Origin of the sequence: Bartonella sp. AP19HLJMH (assembly GCF_042196245.1) — a bacterium.
Lineage (GTDB): Bacteria > Pseudomonadota > Alphaproteobacteria > Rhizobiales > Rhizobiaceae > Bartonella.
The window spans coordinates 74,342-92,502 of the sequence record NZ_JBHIPX010000005.1 but is presented as its reverse complement, the minus strand read 5'-3'; the positions used below and the strand labels follow the sequence as shown (position 1 = coordinate 92,502).

16 protein-coding genes and 1 tRNA gene are annotated in these 18,161 nt (G+C 34.3%); 12 read left to right on the top strand and 5 right to left on the bottom strand.

Features of this window, described 5'->3' with window-relative positions:
• Nucleotides 1-30 precede the first annotated feature (30 nt).
• The 3 genes from ACFINR_RS04150 to ACFINR_RS04140 all read left to right on the top strand — a co-directional run bounded on the left by ACFINR_RS04150 (nt 31) and on the right by ACFINR_RS04140 (nt 2,145).
• The gene (locus ACFINR_RS04150) at nt 31-543 is read left to right on the top strand and encodes a DUF192 domain-containing protein (RefSeq protein ID WP_375652631.1); all 513 of its coding nucleotides are present in this window, start codon (nt 31-33) and stop codon (nt 541-543) included.
• Nucleotides 540-1,313, top strand: coding sequence for an alpha/beta fold hydrolase (locus ACFINR_RS04145; RefSeq protein ID WP_375652628.1), 774 nt, complete (start codon nt 540-542; stop codon nt 1,311-1,313). The genes ACFINR_RS04150 and ACFINR_RS04145 overlap by 4 nt, the downstream gene beginning before the upstream one ends.
• Nucleotides 1,314-1,932: 619 nt before the next feature.
• Nucleotides 1,933-2,145, top strand: a complete 213-nt coding sequence (locus ACFINR_RS04140; protein ID WP_375638411.1) for a DUF3126 family protein — start codon at nt 1,933-1,935, stop codon at nt 2,143-2,145.
• A gap of 44 nt (nt 2,146-2,189) precedes the next feature.
• On the opposite strand, the gene radC is transcribed toward ACFINR_RS04140, so the two are convergent.
• From radC to sfsA, 3 genes are read right to left on the bottom strand one after another with little or no spacing between them, the layout of a single operon-like run.
• Complete coding sequence (gene radC, locus ACFINR_RS04135) at nt 2,190-2,984, bottom strand: DNA repair protein RadC (protein ID WP_375613419.1); 795 nt, start codon at nt 2,982-2,984, stop codon at nt 2,190-2,192.
• Nucleotides 2,985-3,001: 17 nt separating this feature from the next.
• On the bottom strand, nt 3,002-3,832 hold the full coding sequence (gene map, locus ACFINR_RS04130; protein ID WP_375652624.1) for a type I methionyl aminopeptidase: 831 nt from the start codon (nt 3,830-3,832) through the stop codon (nt 3,002-3,004).
• Nucleotides 3,825-4,541 carry a DNA/RNA nuclease SfsA gene (sfsA, locus tag ACFINR_RS04125; protein ID WP_375652620.1) on the bottom strand — a complete coding sequence of 239 codons (717 nt, stop codon included), beginning with the start codon at nt 4,539-4,541 and terminating at the stop codon, nt 3,825-3,827. The genes map and sfsA overlap by 8 nt, the downstream gene beginning before the upstream one ends.
• A gap of 302 nt (nt 4,542-4,843) precedes the next feature.
• Between sfsA and ACFINR_RS04120 the strand changes: the two genes are divergently transcribed.
• From ACFINR_RS04120 to ttcA, 4 genes are all read left to right on the top strand, one after another.
• The gene (locus ACFINR_RS04120) at nt 4,844-5,674 is read left to right on the top strand and encodes an RNA methyltransferase (protein ID WP_375632222.1); all 831 of its coding nucleotides are present in this window, start codon (nt 4,844-4,846) and stop codon (nt 5,672-5,674) included.
• A complete protein-coding gene (gene murI / locus ACFINR_RS04115) occupies nt 5,674-6,501 on the top strand; it encodes a glutamate racemase (protein ID WP_375611921.1) in 828 nt (275 codons plus the stop codon). The genes ACFINR_RS04120 and murI overlap by 1 nt, the downstream gene beginning before the upstream one ends.
• Nucleotides 6,502-6,671: 170 nt before the next feature.
• A complete protein-coding gene (rpsD, locus tag ACFINR_RS04110) occupies nt 6,672-7,289 on the top strand; it encodes a 30S ribosomal protein S4 (protein ID WP_273722651.1) in 618 nt (205 codons plus the stop codon).
• A 267-nt stretch (nt 7,290-7,556) separates the two neighbouring features.
• Nucleotides 7,557-8,432, top strand: coding sequence for a tRNA 2-thiocytidine(32) synthetase TtcA (gene ttcA, locus ACFINR_RS04105; RefSeq protein ID WP_375634106.1), 876 nt, complete (start codon nt 7,557-7,559; stop codon nt 8,430-8,432).
• A gap of 534 nt (nt 8,433-8,966) precedes the next feature.
• Here ttcA and rimO read toward each other — a convergent pair.
• Together rimO and lexA are read right to left on the bottom strand one after the other, a co-directional pair.
• Entirely contained in the window at nt 8,967-10,280 is a 1,314-nt protein-coding gene (rimO, locus tag ACFINR_RS04100) for a 30S ribosomal protein S12 methylthiotransferase RimO (protein WP_375629851.1), read from the bottom strand.
• 460 nt (nt 10,281-10,740) lie between these two features.
• The gene (gene lexA, locus ACFINR_RS04095) at nt 10,741-11,445 is read right to left on the bottom strand and encodes a transcriptional repressor LexA (RefSeq protein ID WP_375634102.1); all 705 of its coding nucleotides are present in this window, start codon (nt 11,443-11,445) and stop codon (nt 10,741-10,743) included.
• A gap of 1,211 nt (nt 11,446-12,656) precedes the next feature.
• Here lexA and ACFINR_RS04090 point away from each other — a divergent pair.
• The 5 genes from ACFINR_RS04090 to ACFINR_RS04070 all read left to right on the top strand — a co-directional run bounded on the left by ACFINR_RS04090 (nt 12,657) and on the right by ACFINR_RS04070 (nt 18,145).
• Nucleotides 12,657-12,732, top strand: a tRNA-Lys gene (locus tag ACFINR_RS04090).
• A gap of 539 nt (nt 12,733-13,271) precedes the next feature.
• On the top strand, nt 13,272-14,171 hold the full coding sequence (locus ACFINR_RS04085; RefSeq protein ID WP_375652617.1) for a septal ring lytic transglycosylase RlpA family protein: 900 nt from the start codon (nt 13,272-13,274) through the stop codon (nt 14,169-14,171).
• A 1,097-nt stretch (nt 14,172-15,268) separates the two neighbouring features.
• Entirely contained in the window at nt 15,269-16,432 is a 1,164-nt protein-coding gene (locus ACFINR_RS04080) for a D-alanyl-D-alanine carboxypeptidase family protein (protein ID WP_375632224.1), read from the top strand.
• A 28-nt stretch (nt 16,433-16,460) separates the two neighbouring features.
• Complete coding sequence (gene tmk / locus ACFINR_RS04075; protein ID WP_375632225.1) at nt 16,461-17,105, top strand: dTMP kinase; 645 nt, start codon at nt 16,461-16,463, stop codon at nt 17,103-17,105.
• Complete coding sequence (locus ACFINR_RS04070) at nt 17,102-18,145, top strand: DNA polymerase III subunit delta' (RefSeq protein WP_375632226.1); 1,044 nt, start codon at nt 17,102-17,104, stop codon at nt 18,143-18,145. The genes tmk and ACFINR_RS04070 overlap by 4 nt, the downstream gene beginning before the upstream one ends.
• Nucleotides 18,146-18,161 lie beyond the last annotated feature (16 nt).

Sequence of the window (18,161 nt, the reverse complement as noted above, 5' to 3'; positions counted from 1 at the left end):
ATTTAAAATTTTTCTCTGGTGGAGACAAGAATGTTAAAGCCTTTTAAAAAGGGGTATATTGTTTTATTGGTGATGCTTTTGATGTTAGATATGCGTGTTGTTGTAGCAAAGGAGCCCATAGAGATTCCTGTGCATCCGATTCCTTTAGAAATACATACAAAGCAAGGTCCGGTTTTTTATAAGGTAGAGATTGCTTTTACGCCATCTCAAGCAGCAGCTGGTTTAATGTATCGAACTGATTTTCCACGCGATCGTGCAATGCTCTTTAAGCAGCAAAAAAGTTATCCATCGAGAGATGAGCAGAAAATTTTTATGTGGATGGCAAATACGCCTTTACCTTTAGATATGATTTTCTTAAACTCTGAGGGAATTATTGTATCGATTATTGAAAATACTTCTCCATTTTCAACAAATACCATTTCATCAGAAGTTCCTGCAGCTTTTGCACTTGAAATTAATGCTGGTGAAGTTTCTGAAAAACAGATACAAAAAGGACAACGTGTTATTCATCCTGTACTTTGTGGAAAGTGCAATAAAAAATGACCGCTGAAGATATTCGTTTTTTTGAATATAATGGTTTGCGATTTGCTTATCGAGAAGAAGGGCAGGGCGCGCCTATTTTGTTGATCCATGGTTTTGGATCTTCTGCACGGGTGAATTGGTATGCAACGGGTTGGTTTCGTATTCTCACTGAAGCAGGATATCGTGTTATTGCTCTTGATAATCGCGGTCACGGAGATTCAGTTAAAAGTTATGATCCTATCTTTTATACACCTCAAGCTATGGCTGGCGACGCAGTAAAGTTACTGCAGCATTTAGAGTTATCTAAAGCCCATGTTATGGGATATTCTATGGGGGCTCGTATTAGTGCTTTCATGGCTCTTTTGCATCCAACATATGTACACAGTATTATTTTTGGTGGTTTAGGTATTGGTATGGTGACGGGAGCAGGAAATTGGGAGCCCGTTGCTGAGGCCCTTTTAGCAGAAGATATTTCCACTATTACCAATACGCGCGGTTTAATGTTCCGTAAATTTGCAGATCAAACGAAAAGCGATAGGCGTGCTCTTGCTGCTTGTATCATTACATCAAAACAGGAGTTAACGGCGTCTGAAGTTTACAAAATCAAACAACCAGCACTTGTTGCCGTTGGTTCATTAGATGAAATTGGCGGTGATGCAGAGCCATTGGCAGCCTTGTTGCCTTGTGGTGAAGCTTTATCAATTCCTGATCGAGATCATATGCTTGCTGTAGGCGATAAAGTTTATAAAAAAGGCGTTATCGATTTTCTTTCTCGTTATCCTATAAAATAAGAACTCTTCATAGCTTTTAGAATTTACAGAAATACCCAATATTTTTATTTCGTATAAATTGAAAAAAGCTTATTAAAAAATCTTTCTGTTATGACGTAAGTTTTTATAAAAAATGAAAAGAAAAATAAACTCTTATTAGCTTATTTTGTATATTTTCCAGAGAGGTAATTATTCTAAGATTAGATAATTATACTTTAAAGGTTATTAAAAAGAATTATTTTCGAATGATGTAATAAATATTTTTTGCTAAAAAATGTAGTTTTAAATAAAAAAATATTTTTATTTGTATTTTTTATAAAATAAACAAAATTATAAATTATTGATCAATTTATTCTTACGAATATGCATTTTAAATACAGATGCTAAAATTGGAGATAAAGTAAAATTATTAAAAATATACAGTTTTTTTTGCCATTTTTTAATCTATACGGGTATATTTAATAATGATAGACTCCTTTTGTAAACGTTCTTTATGAATGTATAAAGAACGTTGTGAATATATGTAATATTAAGTAAATATTCAGATTATGCTTTTTTACTGACTTTACAGAATCATAAGAGTGTCTTATTTGCACGACACGCAATTATTTTAATCGTTTCAAAAAAACAGGAGAGCATAGTGAATGCTGATGAAATAAAAAAACTTGATAATTATTTTAAAAATATATTCCAAAACTCAGCATTGCAAGTCAGAGCACGGCCTAAAAAGAGTGATTCTTGTGAGGTTTATATAGGAGATGAGTTTTTAGGCATTATCTATCGAGATGAAGATGAAGATGAGCTCTCCTATAATTTCTCAATGGCTATATTAGATATTGATTTAGAAAATTGATTCGTTATTCATAGTTGAATGAAGTCTTTTTTATCCCATAAGATTTATATAAGTTTTAACGCTTTAAAACTCGTATGGTTATTTCGTGCAATAATAAGATGGTCATGGATAATAATGCCTAATGCATTTGCTGCATCTTTTAATCTATATGTCATTGTTATATCTGCATTAGAGGGGGTGGAATCGCCAGAAGGGTGATTGTGGACTAAGATAAGTCCTGATGCGGATAACTCTAAAGCTCGAGAAATAACTTCACGAGGATAAACAGGGGTATGATCAATGGTTCCAGTTTGTTGCACCTCATCAGCAAGTAAGCCGTTTTTCTTATCAAGAAACAAAATACGAAACTGTTCACGTGTTTCGTGAGCCATAACAGCTTTACAATACGCTAACACTTTATCCCATGATGAAAAAATATCGCGCTTAAACAATTGCGCACGAGCAAGACGTCCAGCAACATCTGAAATAATTTTTAAATCAACTGCAGTGGCGGGACCACATCCTGGAATTTCTTGAAGTCGGTGAATATCCGCTCCCAACACATCAGCTAATGAACCAAAACGCGCTATCAAATTTTTAGCTATGGGTTTTGTGTTTGCACGGGGTATTGTGCGAAAAAGCAATAATTCAAGATATTCATAATCTTCAATTGCATTTCCTTTTGACTTTAAATAGCGCTTCCGAAGACGTTCACGATGGCCTTGATAATGTTTATGAAGCTGTGCGTTTTTTTGAGGCTCTTCACTTTTTCTTTCTGATACTGGGGTGAGTGGAGAACTCGATGTTAATGCAAAGTGATTACTTTGAGTATCTTCCTTTTGATTTAATTTTTTAGCCATAACATCTCTACATTGCGTTAGGTATGGGAATTTGGAATATAAAAAATATTTTTAGGAGATTGTGTAAATATTTCATACCCTTCATTTGTAACACCAATTGTATGTTCATATTGTGCTGTCAGAGAGCGGTCACGGGTAACAGCAGTCCAACCGTCAGATAAAATCTTAACTTGTGGTTTACCAAGGTTAATCATAGGCTCAATTGTAAACATCATACCTTGTTTTAATTCAACTCCTTCTCCAGGATTTCCATAATGGAGAATATTGGGAGCATCATGAAAAAGCTGGCCGATACCATGTCCGCAAAAATCTCTCACAATTGAACAGCGTTCAGATTCTGCATACTGTTGAATGGCTGCCCCAATATCACCTGTCGTTGCTCCAGGCTTAACGACAGCGATTCCTTGCATAAGACTTTTATAGGTTATTTTTAGCAAGCGTTCTGCGGCACGCCTAATTTTTCCAACAGGATACATTCGGCTTGAATCCCCATGCCAACCATCAAGGATAAAGGTTACATCAACATTTACAATATCACCTTCTTGCAAAGGTCTTTTATTGGGAATGCCATGGCAGACAACGTGATTGATAGATGTACAGCATGAATGGCTGTATCCATGATAATTTAGATCAGCAGGAAGTGCTCCTCGCTTAGCTCCAAAAATAAATACAAAATCATCTATTTCTTGCGTAGTAACGCCCGGCTTAATAATATCTGTAAGCGCATCAAGGCATTCTGCAGCAATACGACCAACTTCACGCATTTTAGCAAAAGCATAATCATCGAAAATGCGGATTTTTCCATTAAATTTTAAAGGGATTTTATTATATTCGATATACTCAGTCATTGTTTCTTCTATTTTCTATTTTTACTCTCTGAATCGGAAAAATGCTTTCTACACTTACATGACACTTTACAGCATAACATTCTACTCCTGATTTTAATGCTAAATCAAACTTACGTCCATAGAGTGGATCAAGATCATGACAAATTGTAAAAGCTGAGCAATCTTCTCGTTGAATAATATAAAGCATAGCAGCTCGTTTTCCTTGTTGTACAACTCCTATGAGCTCATCAAGGTGACGTGCACCACGTTTTGTTTCGCTATCAGGAAATTCTGCTAATCCTTTCTGACGAATAAAATGAACATTTTTGACTTCTAGGTAACAATCAGGAAGAATGTCATCACGTAAAAGAAAGTCAATTCGTGATTGTGTCCCATAGCGTTGTTCTTTTAAAATTGTTTTATATCCATTTAATTCTGGTAGTAATCCGTTTTGAATTGCTTCTAACGCAAGTTTATTGGGTAAAGAAGTATTAATACCAACCAAAGTATTATCGGCTTCAATAATTTCTAATTGATAGGCATATTTTCGTTTGATGTTGTTATGATAAGAAAGCCAAATATTGGTGTTGAAAGCTGTTAATCCAAGCATTGATCCTGTATTAGGTACAGACACGGTGAGGACATGCTGATCATCTTGTTGAACATCCGCAAGGAAACGTTTATAACGACGGATAAGCTTTGCAGGAAAAAGTTTGGGAATAAAGTGCATATCCCTTTTTTAGGATTTATGATTTCATAATTCAACTGAGATTATGATTTATAGGGGCTGTTCCCTATTAAAAAAGATAAAATTGATGTAAAAAACGCTACGATATCTTATATAAATTGTTATAAATTCCATCGTTCACTTTAATGGCTTTTAAAATTTATTATTAGGTTTAGAAACTATTATCTTTGAATGAAAAGATAGATTATCTATAAGTTATTATTAAACAGCATTAGAGTATTGTGAAAAAGGTTTCGTAAAAATAGTGGAGAGGGAGATAGTTTAAGTGAAACTAGGTAAAATTGATGGCAGGAACGAATAGGAATCGTGAAAATTTAACAAATGGTCCCATTATTATTTTAGTTGAACCGCAGCTTCCTGAAAACATTGGTATGGTCGCAAGGGCAATGGCAAATTTTGGGCTTTCTAAGCTTCGATTAGTCAATCCTCGAGAGATGTTTCCAAATGAAAAAGCTAGAGCTGCTGCGAGTAAAGCTGATCATGTCATTAACAATGCTGTGATTTTTAACACATTGCGTGATTCAATTGCAGATTTACACTATGTTTTTGCCACAACAGCACGTGAAAGATGTGGATTTAAAACTGTAAAAAGTGCTGTCGAAGCAGCAAGCGTATTACGTCAGCGTGAAAGTATCGGACATAAGACTGGGATTGTCTTTGGAAGAGAGAGATGGGGACTAGAAAATGATGAAATCAGCCTTGTTGATGAAATTATTACTTTTCCAGTTAATCCTGCTTTTGCGTCACTTAATATTGCGCAAGCGGTTCTTTTAATGTCTTACGAATGGATGAAAGCTGGTTTAGAGAATGTCAGCGATACGGCATTTCGTGCAGCAGAGATGGAACCTGCAAATAAAACAATATTCCATGGTTTTTTATCTCAGTTAGAAGAGGCTTTGAATATCCGTGGGTATTTTAGACCACCAGAACGTAAAGAAGTAATGCTTGCAAATTTGCGCTCTGTTTTTACGCGCGCTAACTTTAGTGAACCTGAGGTTCGTTTATTGCGAGGCATTATATCTTCTTTGGATCATTTTTCGCCACAATATCCACGGGGGAGTAGAGCACCGGAAGAGCGTGATCGTAAAAAAATTAAAAATAAGTGTGAAAATTAATGGATGAACGACCTGTTCTTTTTTTTGATAGCGGTATTGGTGGTTTAACAGTGTTCAGGGAAGCGCGTATTCTTATCCCTGACATGCAATTTATCTATGTTGCTGATGATGCAGGATTTCCTTATGGAAATTGGAAAGAAAATATTTTGAAAGAGCGTATTTTGAAGATTTTTACAAATCTTTTAACACGTTACAATCCAGCTTTATGTGTGATTGCTTGCAACACTGTTTCTACACTGATGATAGCAGATTTACGACAGAATTTTCCTCATGTCCCTTTTGTAGGAACGGTTCCTGCAATTAAATCAGCTGCTGAACAAACAAAATCTGGTTTTATTTCCGTATTAGCGACTCCTGGAACAGTTAAACGTGCTTATACAAATGAATTAATTAACTCTTTTGCTGGACAGTGTCATGTTCAGCTTGTGGGAAGTAAAAAGCTGGCTGGACTTGCTGAAGATTATTTACGGGGAAAATCTATCGATTCAGAAGAGTTAAGAAAAGAAATCCTGCCATGTTTTGTGGAAAAAAATGGACAATATACGGATGTTATTGTTTTAGCCTGCACACATTATCCTTTTTTGATTAATTTCTTTCGTGAACATGCTTTATGGTCCGTTGAGTGGATTGATCCGGCGAAAGCGATCGCCAAACATATCAGATCTTTATTACCATTGTCGGGAAAGATACACCATCAATATATAAAGAAATATCAAGATTTTGCGTTGTTGACATCGAAAAATATCACTTCTTTAACGGAGAATTTGTTTAAAGGATTTGGCTTAAAACTCATGAAAGGAGTTGACTTTGGGTTACGAGACCAATAATGGTGATCTAGCTATTTTTTCAAGAAAATAGCATTAATTGACGTGTCCCGTGGATAACTTTGCATATTGATATGTTAAGGTGTTCTGTCAGTCTTTAGTATTTAAAGGCAGAGGAGGGCGCGTTTCCTTGGGGTCTTAAGATCTCGTGTTTTATTTTATAAGGAAATGCGATGAGTAAACGCGAAACAACAAAGTATAAAATTGACCGTCGTATGGGAGAAAATATTTGGGGGCGTCCAAAATCTCCTGTCAATCGTCGTGATTATGGTCCAGGTCAGCATGGACAGCGTCGTAAAGGAAAACTTTCTGACTATGGGGTTCAGTTGCGCGCTAAACAGAAATTGAAAGGGTTTTATGGAGATATTTCAGAAAAACAATTTCATAAAACCTATGAAGAAGCAGCTCGTCGACGGGGCGATACTGGTGAAAATCTTATCGGTCTGTTAGAATCACGTTTGGATGCTGTTGTTTATCGTGCAAAATTCGTACCTACGATTTTTGCTTCTCGCCAATTTATCAATCACGGTCATGTTAATGTCAATGGGCGGCGCACAAACATTCAATCTTATCGTTGTAAACCAGGTGATGTTATTGAGGTTCGGGAAAAATCGAAACAACTTGTTTTAGTGTTAGAATCAGTGCAATTGGCAGAACGTGATGTCCCTGATTATATTGAAGCAGATCATAAACAGATGAAAGCAACCTTTACACGTATTCCTGCTTTTGCAGATGTTCCTTATGCTGTGCAAATGGAACCTAATCTGGTTGTTGAATTTTATTCTCGATAATTTTTCTGTAAGAGAAATTGTTTCTCTCTTCTATTATGATAACTTCAAAATATTGTGTTATTCTTACAGTATTTGAAGTTAATAAGTTCTTTTTGTAAATGGTTCTATATTAAGTTTATTGCTATGTTTTATAGTCATAAATTTGTATAGTTCCATTTCTTTTTTGTGTATCTAATTTATAAATTCAAAAAACATAAATGTAAGCTTGCTTTAATATTTGTTTTTATCTTTGCAAAACGAGCCGTTTATTGTGCAGGATATGGTATTATGAATGATGTTTCAGTTGAATATCAGGCAATAGAAGAAAACAAAGGGAGAGATGATCCTTTAATAAGCGAAGCAGATAATTGTCATCCAATGTTTCGTGTTGCTCCTTCAAGCGTAGAATTTAATAAATTGCGCAAACGACTTTTACGTCATATGCGACAAGCTTTGGATGATTTTTCTATGCTCTCTACAGGGAAAAAATGGCTTGTTGCTTTATCGGGTGGAAAAGACTCTTATGGTTTATTAGCGCTTCTTTTAGACTTAAAGTGGCGAGGTCTTTTATCCGTTGAAATTCTAGCCTGTAATCTTGATCAAGGGCAACCAGGATTTCCTAAGCATATTCTTCCAGACTTTTTAAGTTCTTATAAAATTCCATATCGTATTGAATATCAGGATACTTATTCCATTGTTACAGATAAATTGGCAGAGTCGCAGACATATTGTTCACTTTGTTCTCGATTACGACGTGGTAATCTCTATCGTATTGCACGTGAAGAGGGATGTTCTGCATTAGTTTTAGGTCATCATCGTGATGATGTTTTAGAAACATTTTTTATGAATTTGTTTCACGGTGGCCGATTAGCTGCCATGCCTGGAAAACTTAAAAATGATGAAGGAGATCTTTTTGTGTTACGTCCTCTTGTTTATGCTGCTGAGGAAGATATGGAAAAATTTTCTCAAGAAATGCAATTTCCAATTATTCCTTGTAATCTTTGCGGTAGTCAAGATGGATTACAACGTAATGCAATGAAAGAAATGCTGAAAAATATAGAAAGACAAATGCCAGGACGTAAAGATACGATGATTCGCGCTTTAACAAATGTACGCCCAAGTCATTTGCTTGATAAGAAATTCTTTGATTTTAAAACGTGTTAATAAAAATTAGATATTTTAAAAATAAGTTTAAAGAGTTTAAGATAAGATACTTATTTATAATGATAATTTATTTTTTTTCATTTAAATATCGTCAGATTGTTTTGTTTCAAATTCTCTTATATTGCAACCATAAAAAACATCCGTTTGCATATCACAAAGGAAATTCTTGTGTGCATAAAACACTCTTGAAAAAAGTTTCCTTTCACTAACCAATGACTGTCGTAATATGAAAAATGGGAAAATAGTACGGTTGTCGATTTGCTCTTTTGTTAATTAAAAATGGTGAGCCTTGTGTGGATTTTATTCTTTTTCGCCGCCGTCACCGCCATTTAAAGCTCATTTAAGGCATTAAATTAAGAGAATATATAACTGCTTGGTATTTTGGGAGTGTATAGCAAACATTCAGAGTAAGGATTGCTCGTAAATTCTCATGAAGTAAGTCACATGATCGGTTCTTGTTATGAAAAGTCGCTTTTTTATAAACCAATGCTGATAGAAATCTTCATCATTGAGGACAGGGAAGGAGTTAAATTTTTAAACTGCTATACCATAAAGGTCATAGGCATCCGATTGTTCGATTTTAACGGTGACAAATTCACCAACACGCAGTGGGCGTCGTGATGATATATGGACAACACCATCTATTTCTGGAGCATCGTACTGACTACGTCCTTTGGCAACTTTTCCTTGACTTTCATCGATAAGCACTCGGAGTCTTTTTCCAATTTTTTTCTTTAAAAGATGTGTAGAAATTTGTTGTTGTTTTGCCATAAAACGATGCCAGCGGTTTTCTTTCACCTCTTCAGGAATATTTTCTAATCCCAAATCATTTGCGGCAGCTCCTTTTACTTCTTCATATTTAAAGCACCCCGCGCGTTCAATTTTTGCTTCTTCTAGCCATTCTAGAAGTATATTAAAATCTTCATTCGTTTCACCAGGAAAACCAACGATAAATGTTGATCGCAAAGTAAGATCTGGACATATTTTCCGCCATTTTTCAATTCTACGGTTTGTTTTTTCCATAAGTGCGGGACGCTTCATGTGACGCAAAACAGTTGGTGATGCATGCTGAAAAGGTATATCCAGATAAGGAAGAATTTTTTTTGCAGCCATAAGTTCGATAACTTCATCAACATGGGGATAAGGATAAACGTAATGCATACGTACCCAAATACCCATATCGCCTAGTTCGCGACAAAGATCAAAGAATTTAGTTTTGATTGTACGATCTTTCCAAGAATTTTCGAGATATTTAAGATCAACACCATAAGCACTCGTATCCTGTGAAATAACCAAAAGTTCTTTTACACCCGCTTGCACGAGTTTTTCAGCTTCACGAAGAACATCGCTGATGGGACGTGAAGTGAGATCACCACGCAAAGTAGGGATGATACAAAAACTACACCGATTAGAGCATCCTTCAGAAATCTTTAAGTAGGCGTAATGGCGAGGTGTTAAACGAATACCTTGGGGAGGAACTAAATCAAGAAAAGGATCATGAACAGGAGGAATTGCTGTATGAACAGCTTCTATAACGCTTTCATAAGCTTGCGGTTTTGTAATAGCCAATACATTAGGATATGTTTGGCGAATAGCATCAGGATCAGCACCAAGACACCCTGTTACAATAACTTTTCCATTTTTTTTAAGAGCTTCATCAATATTGGCTAATGATTCTCTCCTTGCCGAGTCAAGAAAACCACAGGTATTCACAATAACGACATCAGCTCCTTGATGTTGACGTGAAATCTCATACCCTTCAGAGCGAAGGCGTGTAATAATTCGCTCAGAATCTACGAGTGCTTTTGGGCATCCGAGGGAGACAAAACTAATACGAGGTGCTACCATGATGATCCTACAATTACTATGAATGATTGAGTTACGCTTTTATTAATTTAAAAATAATGTTCTTTATTTTTATACCTATGCAATACAATCTGTTACAAAGTTATTTGATTTTTTTCTACAAAATTTTATGTGTTTGTATGCATGCATATAATTTTGTCTTATTATATCGTAAAATTCCGTTATTGAGGATGATGATATAAGACAGCTTCCTTCAAAGCATTTAAGTTCTTTTCAAAGTACGTGGTGAATATTTTAAAACTTACTTGTCAAGCCTTGCATTAAGTGAAGAACATGGAGGGAAAGGAAAGTGAAACCCGCTCGATAAGGATCTGGATTGTTTATAAACCGAATTGGGGGCATCCTTTGGCTGTGGAGAAGAAGTCAATTGCGTGTGGCACAATAAAAAAATACTCAATAGCTTCTTATTGCGATATATATCGCGTACTATAAGGTTTATTTTTTAATATTTGCGAATAAGTCCGGTAAGTTTGCCTTGTATTTCTACACGCTCAGATTCGTATGTCCGTACTTCATAATGAGGATTTGCAGCTTCTAATGCAATAGAAGCTCCTTTGCGTCGATAACGTTTTAATGTGGCTTCTTTTTTATCAATAAACGCAACAATAATTTCACCTGTTATTGCTGTATTTTGACGTTTCACAATGATCGTATCTTTATCAAGGATACCAGCCTCCATCATAGAATCATCTTTAACTTCTAATGCGTAGTGCTCACCTGTATTAACCATATCGAGTGGAAGAGAAAGGCTGTTTATTTGTTGCAGTATAGCAGAGGCGGGTACGCTCGCAGAAATACGTCCCATAATAGGAATGGTGATATTTTTTTTTTCTTCTTCATCAAAGGGACTCAAGCTTTTTGATATTTCCCTTTTCTTTCTTTCTATCATACTGGGAGAAATTTTACGTGCTAAAGAAAGGTTAAATGTTATTTTCTCAGGAAGTCGAATCACCTCCACAGCACGAGCACGATTGGGCAAGCGACGTATAAAACCTCGTTGTTCTAAGGCTATAATGAGCTTATGAATACCAGACTTTGAAGAAAGTTCTAATGCATTTTTCATTTCTTCAAAAGAAGGAGGAACACCAGTTTCTTTTATATGGTTATGAATAAACAAGAGTAGCTCATACTGTTTACATGTTAGCATTCAACATTCCAATCAAAATAATAAAAATTAGTAAAGTAAAAATACATGTATATATAACACTTTTACAATTTTTTATCGCCAAATCAAAATTATTTTCTTTGTTTTGATCTTATCGTTTAATAAATCAATATGTTTATTTATAGATATATTTAAATTATTATTTATATACTGTATATCTACATTAATATTAAATAATGTATAAATATACTTTATAGTTCTGACTGAATTATCCAACACTAAATTTTGTGACTAGTATTATCCTTTTCTTCTAAAAATATATCTACGTATTTTGTAATTTTTGATATAAAAAAGTTAATTAGAAGGCATTCTATATATTCAAAACACTTAAAATAATTTTGCATACTGCATATTATTTCTGCTTTTTTATTCTTAGTAAAATTATCTACAGCTCTAATAGTGAGCATAATTTATAGTCATTCGGGATATTTTCAATGAGACTAAATTTTTTCTTCATATCTACTTGATTCTATAGGATAAATTGGCTTTCATTATATATTCATTATACATGAATAAAAATCATACTCTCAAAGCCATTGTTGCTCATTGTTCCATTTTCAAGTCTAACGTGTCAACCGCTATATACTATTTTCATGAACCCTAATGTTGCGATAATTTTTGGTTATTGAAAGGAGGCATAAAAGGTATTTTCATTTCTTTTTTATAGTTTTATTCTCTCGCTTATATCGGTCAAGAAAATGCTTTTTATTGTTTCAATATAAAAAAGATTTGAAATGAGAAAAACTTACAGTATTTGAGAATTTTCACTCAAGTAAAAAAATAATAAATTATTATAAATCAATATATTATCTTATAAAGCTGTATTCATATTTGAAAATTGAACACTAAAATATAAAGATATAAAAATAATATTATAATAAAAGGTATTTTTTCTTCTCTACCCATTATGCTCAACAACCCATGTGAGGGGAAGGAGGTATTTCTCATAATTTTAACGCTTCGAATCTATGCAATATTTTGCAGTGAAATTTTTCCTTTATTGAAACTTCAAAAAGAAGATTAAAGAGTACTTATACAATGATGAAGTAAAGGGGCGAAAACGGAAAATTATTGATAACTGAAGAAAATAATAATATTTTTTTCCAAAAGGTGTTGACCAAATGGAAAGTCAACCGTATGTTCCCTTCACTTTCTGCAAACTAGATAGTATGCAAACTAGATAGCTTGTGTGAGAGCGCGTAGCTCAGCTGGTAGAGCAACTGACTTTTAATCAGTAGGTCCAGGGTTCGAATCCCTGCGCGCTCACCAAATTTAAGTAATATCAATAGGCTATAAAAAATTTAAGAATCTTTTTTGTTTTGATTCTTTTTGAAGTTTTTATCGATTCTATAGTCTGTCATTTTCTATCAGCTGTTTTTGGAATAGAGCGGTGCTATGCTGTCTCCATTTTCAACAAACTTACGGATAGGGTTGTACCTGCGTTGGCAGCACATGCGGTTTCTAATTTTCTCAATCCATAGGTGGTTTTTAATACCCACTGCATTACATGATTCGCAAAACAGTTGCTAAAATCACCACTTATTCACACTTATATTATGAAATGAATTTTCTATAAGATGTTGATTTGTTTAAATTTTAATCTTTTTAACATCTACTATAGTACATTTATTTTGTATGAAAACCATAAAAAGGTTAACAATACGTTAATTTCTTGATAGAAGGGGCCAATTCAAGAGTGGTATATGCGCGAGGGGAATCATTTAAAAACGTAAATTCTTCCGTTGCGTACAAAAAGCGTGACGTGGTTTTTACAAGTAGTACTTAACAGAAATAAGTGGACTGAATAGATGCCTTCAAATAGAAAAAAGAAAATTACTTTTATGATTAAACCAACACTTCAATTGTTTTCTATGATCGTCATTTCTCAGTCACTGGTATCTTGTTGCGCAAGCCAAACTATGAATTTTTCAATAAAAGATTCCTATCATAATAAACCAATTAACGTAAACACTTCTGTACTACCTCAACAAGTATCCAATAAGAAGAATCAATCGGAAGAAAAAAAGCGTGGACGAGCGATTGTTGGTAAACCTTATCAAATAAAAGGAAAGTGGTATTATCCTCAAAGTGATCCAACTTATAAACGTGTTGGCGAAGCATCATGGTATGGTTCAGATTTTCATGGACGTTTAACTGCCAACGGTGAAATTTATGACATGAATCTTTTGACTGCTGCTCATCCTACAATGCCTTTACCTAGCTATGCTCGTGTTACTAATTTGAAAAATGGGTCTTCAATCGTTGTTAGAGTGAATGATCGCGGACCTTTTATGAAAGACAGAATCATTGATTTATCAAGGCAAGCTGCGGCAATATTGGGGTATGTAGATAGGGGGGTCGCAGATGTTAAAGTAGAATATATTGCTGAAGCACCTGTTGGCTATTATGATGCTGCATATTTAATGTCCTCTTATACTCTTGGAAATGCTGCCCCATATTCATTAGCGTCGGAAAATGTTGCGAAAAAAAGAGAAACTGTTTTGTTAAAAGAGCAGCGCAATACAAGGAACAAAAAAGAATTAGCTAAAGCAGCTGCTGTTGAACAAGAACAACGTAATAAAACTGTTGCAGTTAAATTGCCAGAAATTGGTCCTATCATGGTTGATAAGCCGATACCATTCGATCAAGTTGCTTCTATAAATAAGCTAAACAAAAAAACAAAGGTTAATTGGCTACAACTGTTTTAAGAAAAAATGCATTGATTTTTTATCTATATAATTTTCTAGTAAAAAAGGTAAGAAATTACGGATTTAGTGTAGGATTTTTATCTTAAAGCGCTTTGTCCTTTTCAAAAAGCGTGGTTGGGTTCTATTATTATAAATTCAGTACGGCCTTTCCACTCCATTGCTGGTCTATTCGTCGTTATTATGATATTGCTTGCTTAATAAAGCGTGTACTTTTCTTGCTGTAATAGCTTTTGCTAGACGAAGGTAAATTATTGTGTCAGTCTGTTTGTGTAATCTCTAAAACAACTTGTACAATCGATTTGAGAGGAATAAAAAGCTTAACAAGTAAAAAAATATTTTCTTTTGATTCGGCCTTGCATCTTTCTAAAGTATCTACGGTAATATCTTATGAAAAGATTATGCATTATCTCATGCTTTTGTTTATCATGTTCTTTAATGGAGTAAGTTCCCTCACGAAAAACAGAGCGTCTCAAACAAAATACACTTACATTGCCAATTCATGGACTTATTTAAAAGAGACATACTTTAACATGCTACAAGCCTATTTTGCGACAGCGCCTGTGAATGGTATAACTGTTAACGCCTTTAGACATCAGCATCTTTACACTTATGAAGATATAAATCGACACCATCATACACTTTGCAAATCCCCAATGTTTTATGCGATAATTCTTAACACTTGAGAGGTTTATAAGAAGTATTTTTACTCTCTTTTTTAATAACTTTATCCATATACGAACCCTACTTATGACGCGTAAGTAAGCGATTGTATTGAATTAAATATGAGAGGAAATATAACGAAAAAATCTTACAGTATTTTTAATCAGATCCACGTTAAAATATTATAATTTATCATAAAAAATCAATGTACTATCAATATAAAACAATAAATAAAAAAATCTTTTTGTCTCTCACACTTTAAAAGATTAAAATGAATCTACGTGGAAGATAAAAAGTGCAGCATATTACTTTTGTTAACGCTGAATAAAAATAAAATCTTTTCTTGAGTTGTCAATAATTCCTTAATTTGCGGAAATAAAAAAGTTTTTTCCTATATAAGATTCTTTATGTTGATCTTTGGGATGGGAGGAGCAGCTATGTATACAGCATTAAGGATCTTATTGATATTATGGGGAGTATTGGCATTTGATACGTGGGGGAGAGCACAAGATTTTCAAACTCCCGCATCACAACTGTTATTACTCGATGATGATACAGAGACAATACTTTATGAAAAACAAAGTGATATTCCTTTTTTTCCTGCTTCATTAGTAAAATTGATGACAGCAGAAGTTGTATTTCATCAATTAAAAAAAGGATTATTAAAAAGTACGCAGAAATTCAAGGTCAGTGAAAATGCTTGGCGCAAAGGTGGAGCACCTTCCGGTACAACCACTATGTTTGCAAAGATAAAGACAGAAATCAGTGTTTCTGATCTTTTACGTGGTTTAATTATTGTGAATGGAAATGATGCTGCTATTATTCTTGCTGAAGGAATATCAGGACATGAAGATCATTTTGTAAAACTGATGAATCAGCGCGCAAAAATAATCGGATTATCTCAGAGTCATTTTGTTAATGCTACAGGGCTACCCGAAGAGGGACAATTTGTAACTGTGCGTGATATGATTATATTAGCACGTCATATTGTTCAGGAATATCCGGATTATTATGCACTTTATTGTGAGCCTCATTTTACATGGAATAATATTTTTCAACGTAATAAAAATCCTCTTATTTCTAAGGAAATTGGTGTAGAAGGATTTGGTTTTGGCTACAGTGAAAAAGAAGGTTTTTCAATGGTTGCCACCATTTCTAAAAATCATCGACGGCTTTTTTTAGCAATCAATGGTTTGCAAGATGGTAAAAAATATACAAAAGAAATAGAACGCATTCTTCAATGGGGGATGACGGCATTTGATCTCAAAACAATTTTCACAAAAGAAGAAACGGTTGGTCGTGCTTCTGTTTACGGTGGTAAGAAAAATTTTGTTCCACTCATTGTTAAAACACCAATAAGTTTTATGCTTTCGAATGAAAAAAAAGTAAATGTTAAAGCAAAAATTAAATATCATGGTCCATTGAAAGCCCCCATCGTTTCTGGGCAATCAGTTGGTGTTATTCAAATTTTAGAAGATAAAAAGGTTCTTCTGGAAAAACTAGTTTTTGCCGGAATGAATATTCAGGAAGGAAGTTTCTTTGCAAAAGTAAAAAATGCATTCTATGAAATAACAATTGGATGGTTACGGAAATATTTGTAGTTACGCGCTAATAAGGTTAAGGTCATACGTGTCAGGTTATTTTATTACATTCGAAGGAGGGGAGGGGGTAGGAAAAACGGTGCAGATTTCTTTACTTGCTGAGTCTCTCTCTCACCAAGGTTATGATGTTGTTACAACACGAGAACCAGGAGGAACGCCAGGAGCAGAAGCAATCCGGCATATTTTGTTGTCGGGGCAGGCGCAACAGTATGGACCGTTGATTGAAGCTGTTTTGTTTACAGCTGCACGCGCTGACCATTTTCATGAAGTTATTGCACCTTCTTTGCAAAAAGGTAAAATCGTTTTATGTGACCGCTTTATTGATTCTACACGCGTTTATCAAGGACTCAATAATAGAGTCAGTTCTTCTCTTCTTTCTGTTTTAGAGTGTATTGCGCTCAATGGTATTTTGCCTCATTTAACATTTTTATTAGATATGCCAGCAATGTGTGGTATGAAGCGTGCAAATTTACGAAGAAAAAAAACAGAAGAAATTGATTATTTTGAAAAAGATCAGTTGGAAATTCAAGAACAAAGACGTCAGGCTTTTCTTCAATTGGCCAAACAAGAACCCCATAGATTTCGAGTCATTGATGCCACTGGCTCAGTGGAAGCTATTGCTCATCAAATAAAAAATATTTGTCATCAGGTATTGTTGGATCAGCTTTCATGAGTAATTTAAATACCTTACGCCAATATGATGATATTGATACAATTTTATCACCATCCCAGAACAATGTTATCTTTGGTCATGAGGATGTGCGTCATTTTTTGACACAAATGCTTAAAGAAGAGCGTTTGCATCATGCATTATTATTTGAAGGAGAATACGGGATTGGAAAGGCTACATTAGCCTTTCATCTTGCTTGGAACATTTTAAGTTTTCAACAGAGTTCTTTCTTGAAACCCGATCCTTATTCTACCCCATGGCGCCAAATTACACAAGGAAGTCACCCTGGTCTTTTGTATATTTCACGTCGATTTGATGTGAAAACACAAAAGTTTAAAACAGGAATACTCGTTGATGATATCCGTGATATTATGCATTTTTTAAGTCGAACATCGCAAGATAATGGATGGCGTATTGTTATTATTGATTCTGCAGATGATATGAATAGAAATGCAGCAAATGCAATTCTCAAAATACTTGAAGAACCACCTACAAAAACGTTATTTGTTATTATCGCACATTCTTCAGGAAAATTGCTTCCAACAATCCATTCACGGTGTCAAAAAATTTCTTTTCGTCCGTTGAATAACGATGAAATGAAAAAAGTTATTATACATATTTTCGCCGATCAGGATTTACCTGATGAAAAAACAATTGAAATGATTATTAAAAAATCTAAAGGAAGTCCTCGAAAAGCCGCTTTACTTATTTGCCATGGCGGTCTTGAAGTTATTAAAACAATTGATGCTCTCCTAGAGAAACCTGTTTGTAACGCAACAATTGTACATACTCTTGCACAAACATTTTCATCTGCTTCTTCTACATTCCAATTTCAACAATTTTGTGATGAAATTCTTAATAAAATTCAAAAAAAAGCTATCATGCTCGTTGAAAAGGGAGACTTATTTCTCTCAAAAAAATATGCGGAAAAATGGCAGGAGATTCATCAAGAAATAGAGGAAATACAACTGTTTAATCTCGATAAAAAGCAGTTTGTTATTAACTTACTTTTTAAAGTTCATAAGATCATTCATGAGAATTAGTTTTTCCGTGACAATG

Coding starts and splice junctions, on each gene's coding strand:
- murI (WP_375611921.1), top strand. CDS start 5,674: ATGGATGAACGACCTGTTCTTTTTTTTGATAGCGGTATTGGTGGTTTA.
- lexA (WP_375634102.1), bottom strand. CDS start 11,445: ATGCTAACATGTAAACAGTATGAGCTACTCTTGTTTATTCATAACCAT.
- sfsA (WP_375652620.1), bottom strand. CDS start 4,541: ATGCACTTTATTCCCAAACTTTTTCCTGCAAAGCTTATCCGTCGTTAT.
- ACFINR_RS04085 (WP_375652617.1), top strand. CDS start 13,272: ATGCCTTCAAATAGAAAAAAGAAAATTACTTTTATGATTAAACCAACA.
- ACFINR_RS04070 (WP_375632226.1), top strand. CDS start 17,102: ATGAGTAATTTAAATACCTTACGCCAATATGATGATATTGATACAATT.
- rimO (WP_375629851.1), bottom strand. CDS start 10,280: ATGGTAGCACCTCGTATTAGTTTTGTCTCCCTCGGATGCCCAAAAGCA.
- map (WP_375652624.1), bottom strand. CDS start 3,832: ATGACTGAGTATATCGAATATAATAAAATCCCTTTAAAATTTAATGGA.
- ACFINR_RS04145 (WP_375652628.1), top strand. CDS start 540: ATGACCGCTGAAGATATTCGTTTTTTTGAATATAATGGTTTGCGATTT.
- ttcA (WP_375634106.1), top strand. CDS start 7,557: ATGAATGATGTTTCAGTTGAATATCAGGCAATAGAAGAAAACAAAGGG.
- ACFINR_RS04080 (WP_375632224.1), top strand. CDS start 15,269: ATGTATACAGCATTAAGGATCTTATTGATATTATGGGGAGTATTGGCA.
- rpsD (WP_273722651.1), top strand. CDS start 6,672: ATGAGTAAACGCGAAACAACAAAGTATAAAATTGACCGTCGTATGGGA.
- ACFINR_RS04120 (WP_375632222.1), top strand. CDS start 4,844: ATGGCAGGAACGAATAGGAATCGTGAAAATTTAACAAATGGTCCCATT.
- radC (WP_375613419.1), bottom strand. CDS start 2,984: ATGGCTAAAAAATTAAATCAAAAGGAAGATACTCAAAGTAATCACTTT.
- ACFINR_RS04150 (WP_375652631.1), top strand. CDS start 31: ATGTTAAAGCCTTTTAAAAAGGGGTATATTGTTTTATTGGTGATGCTT.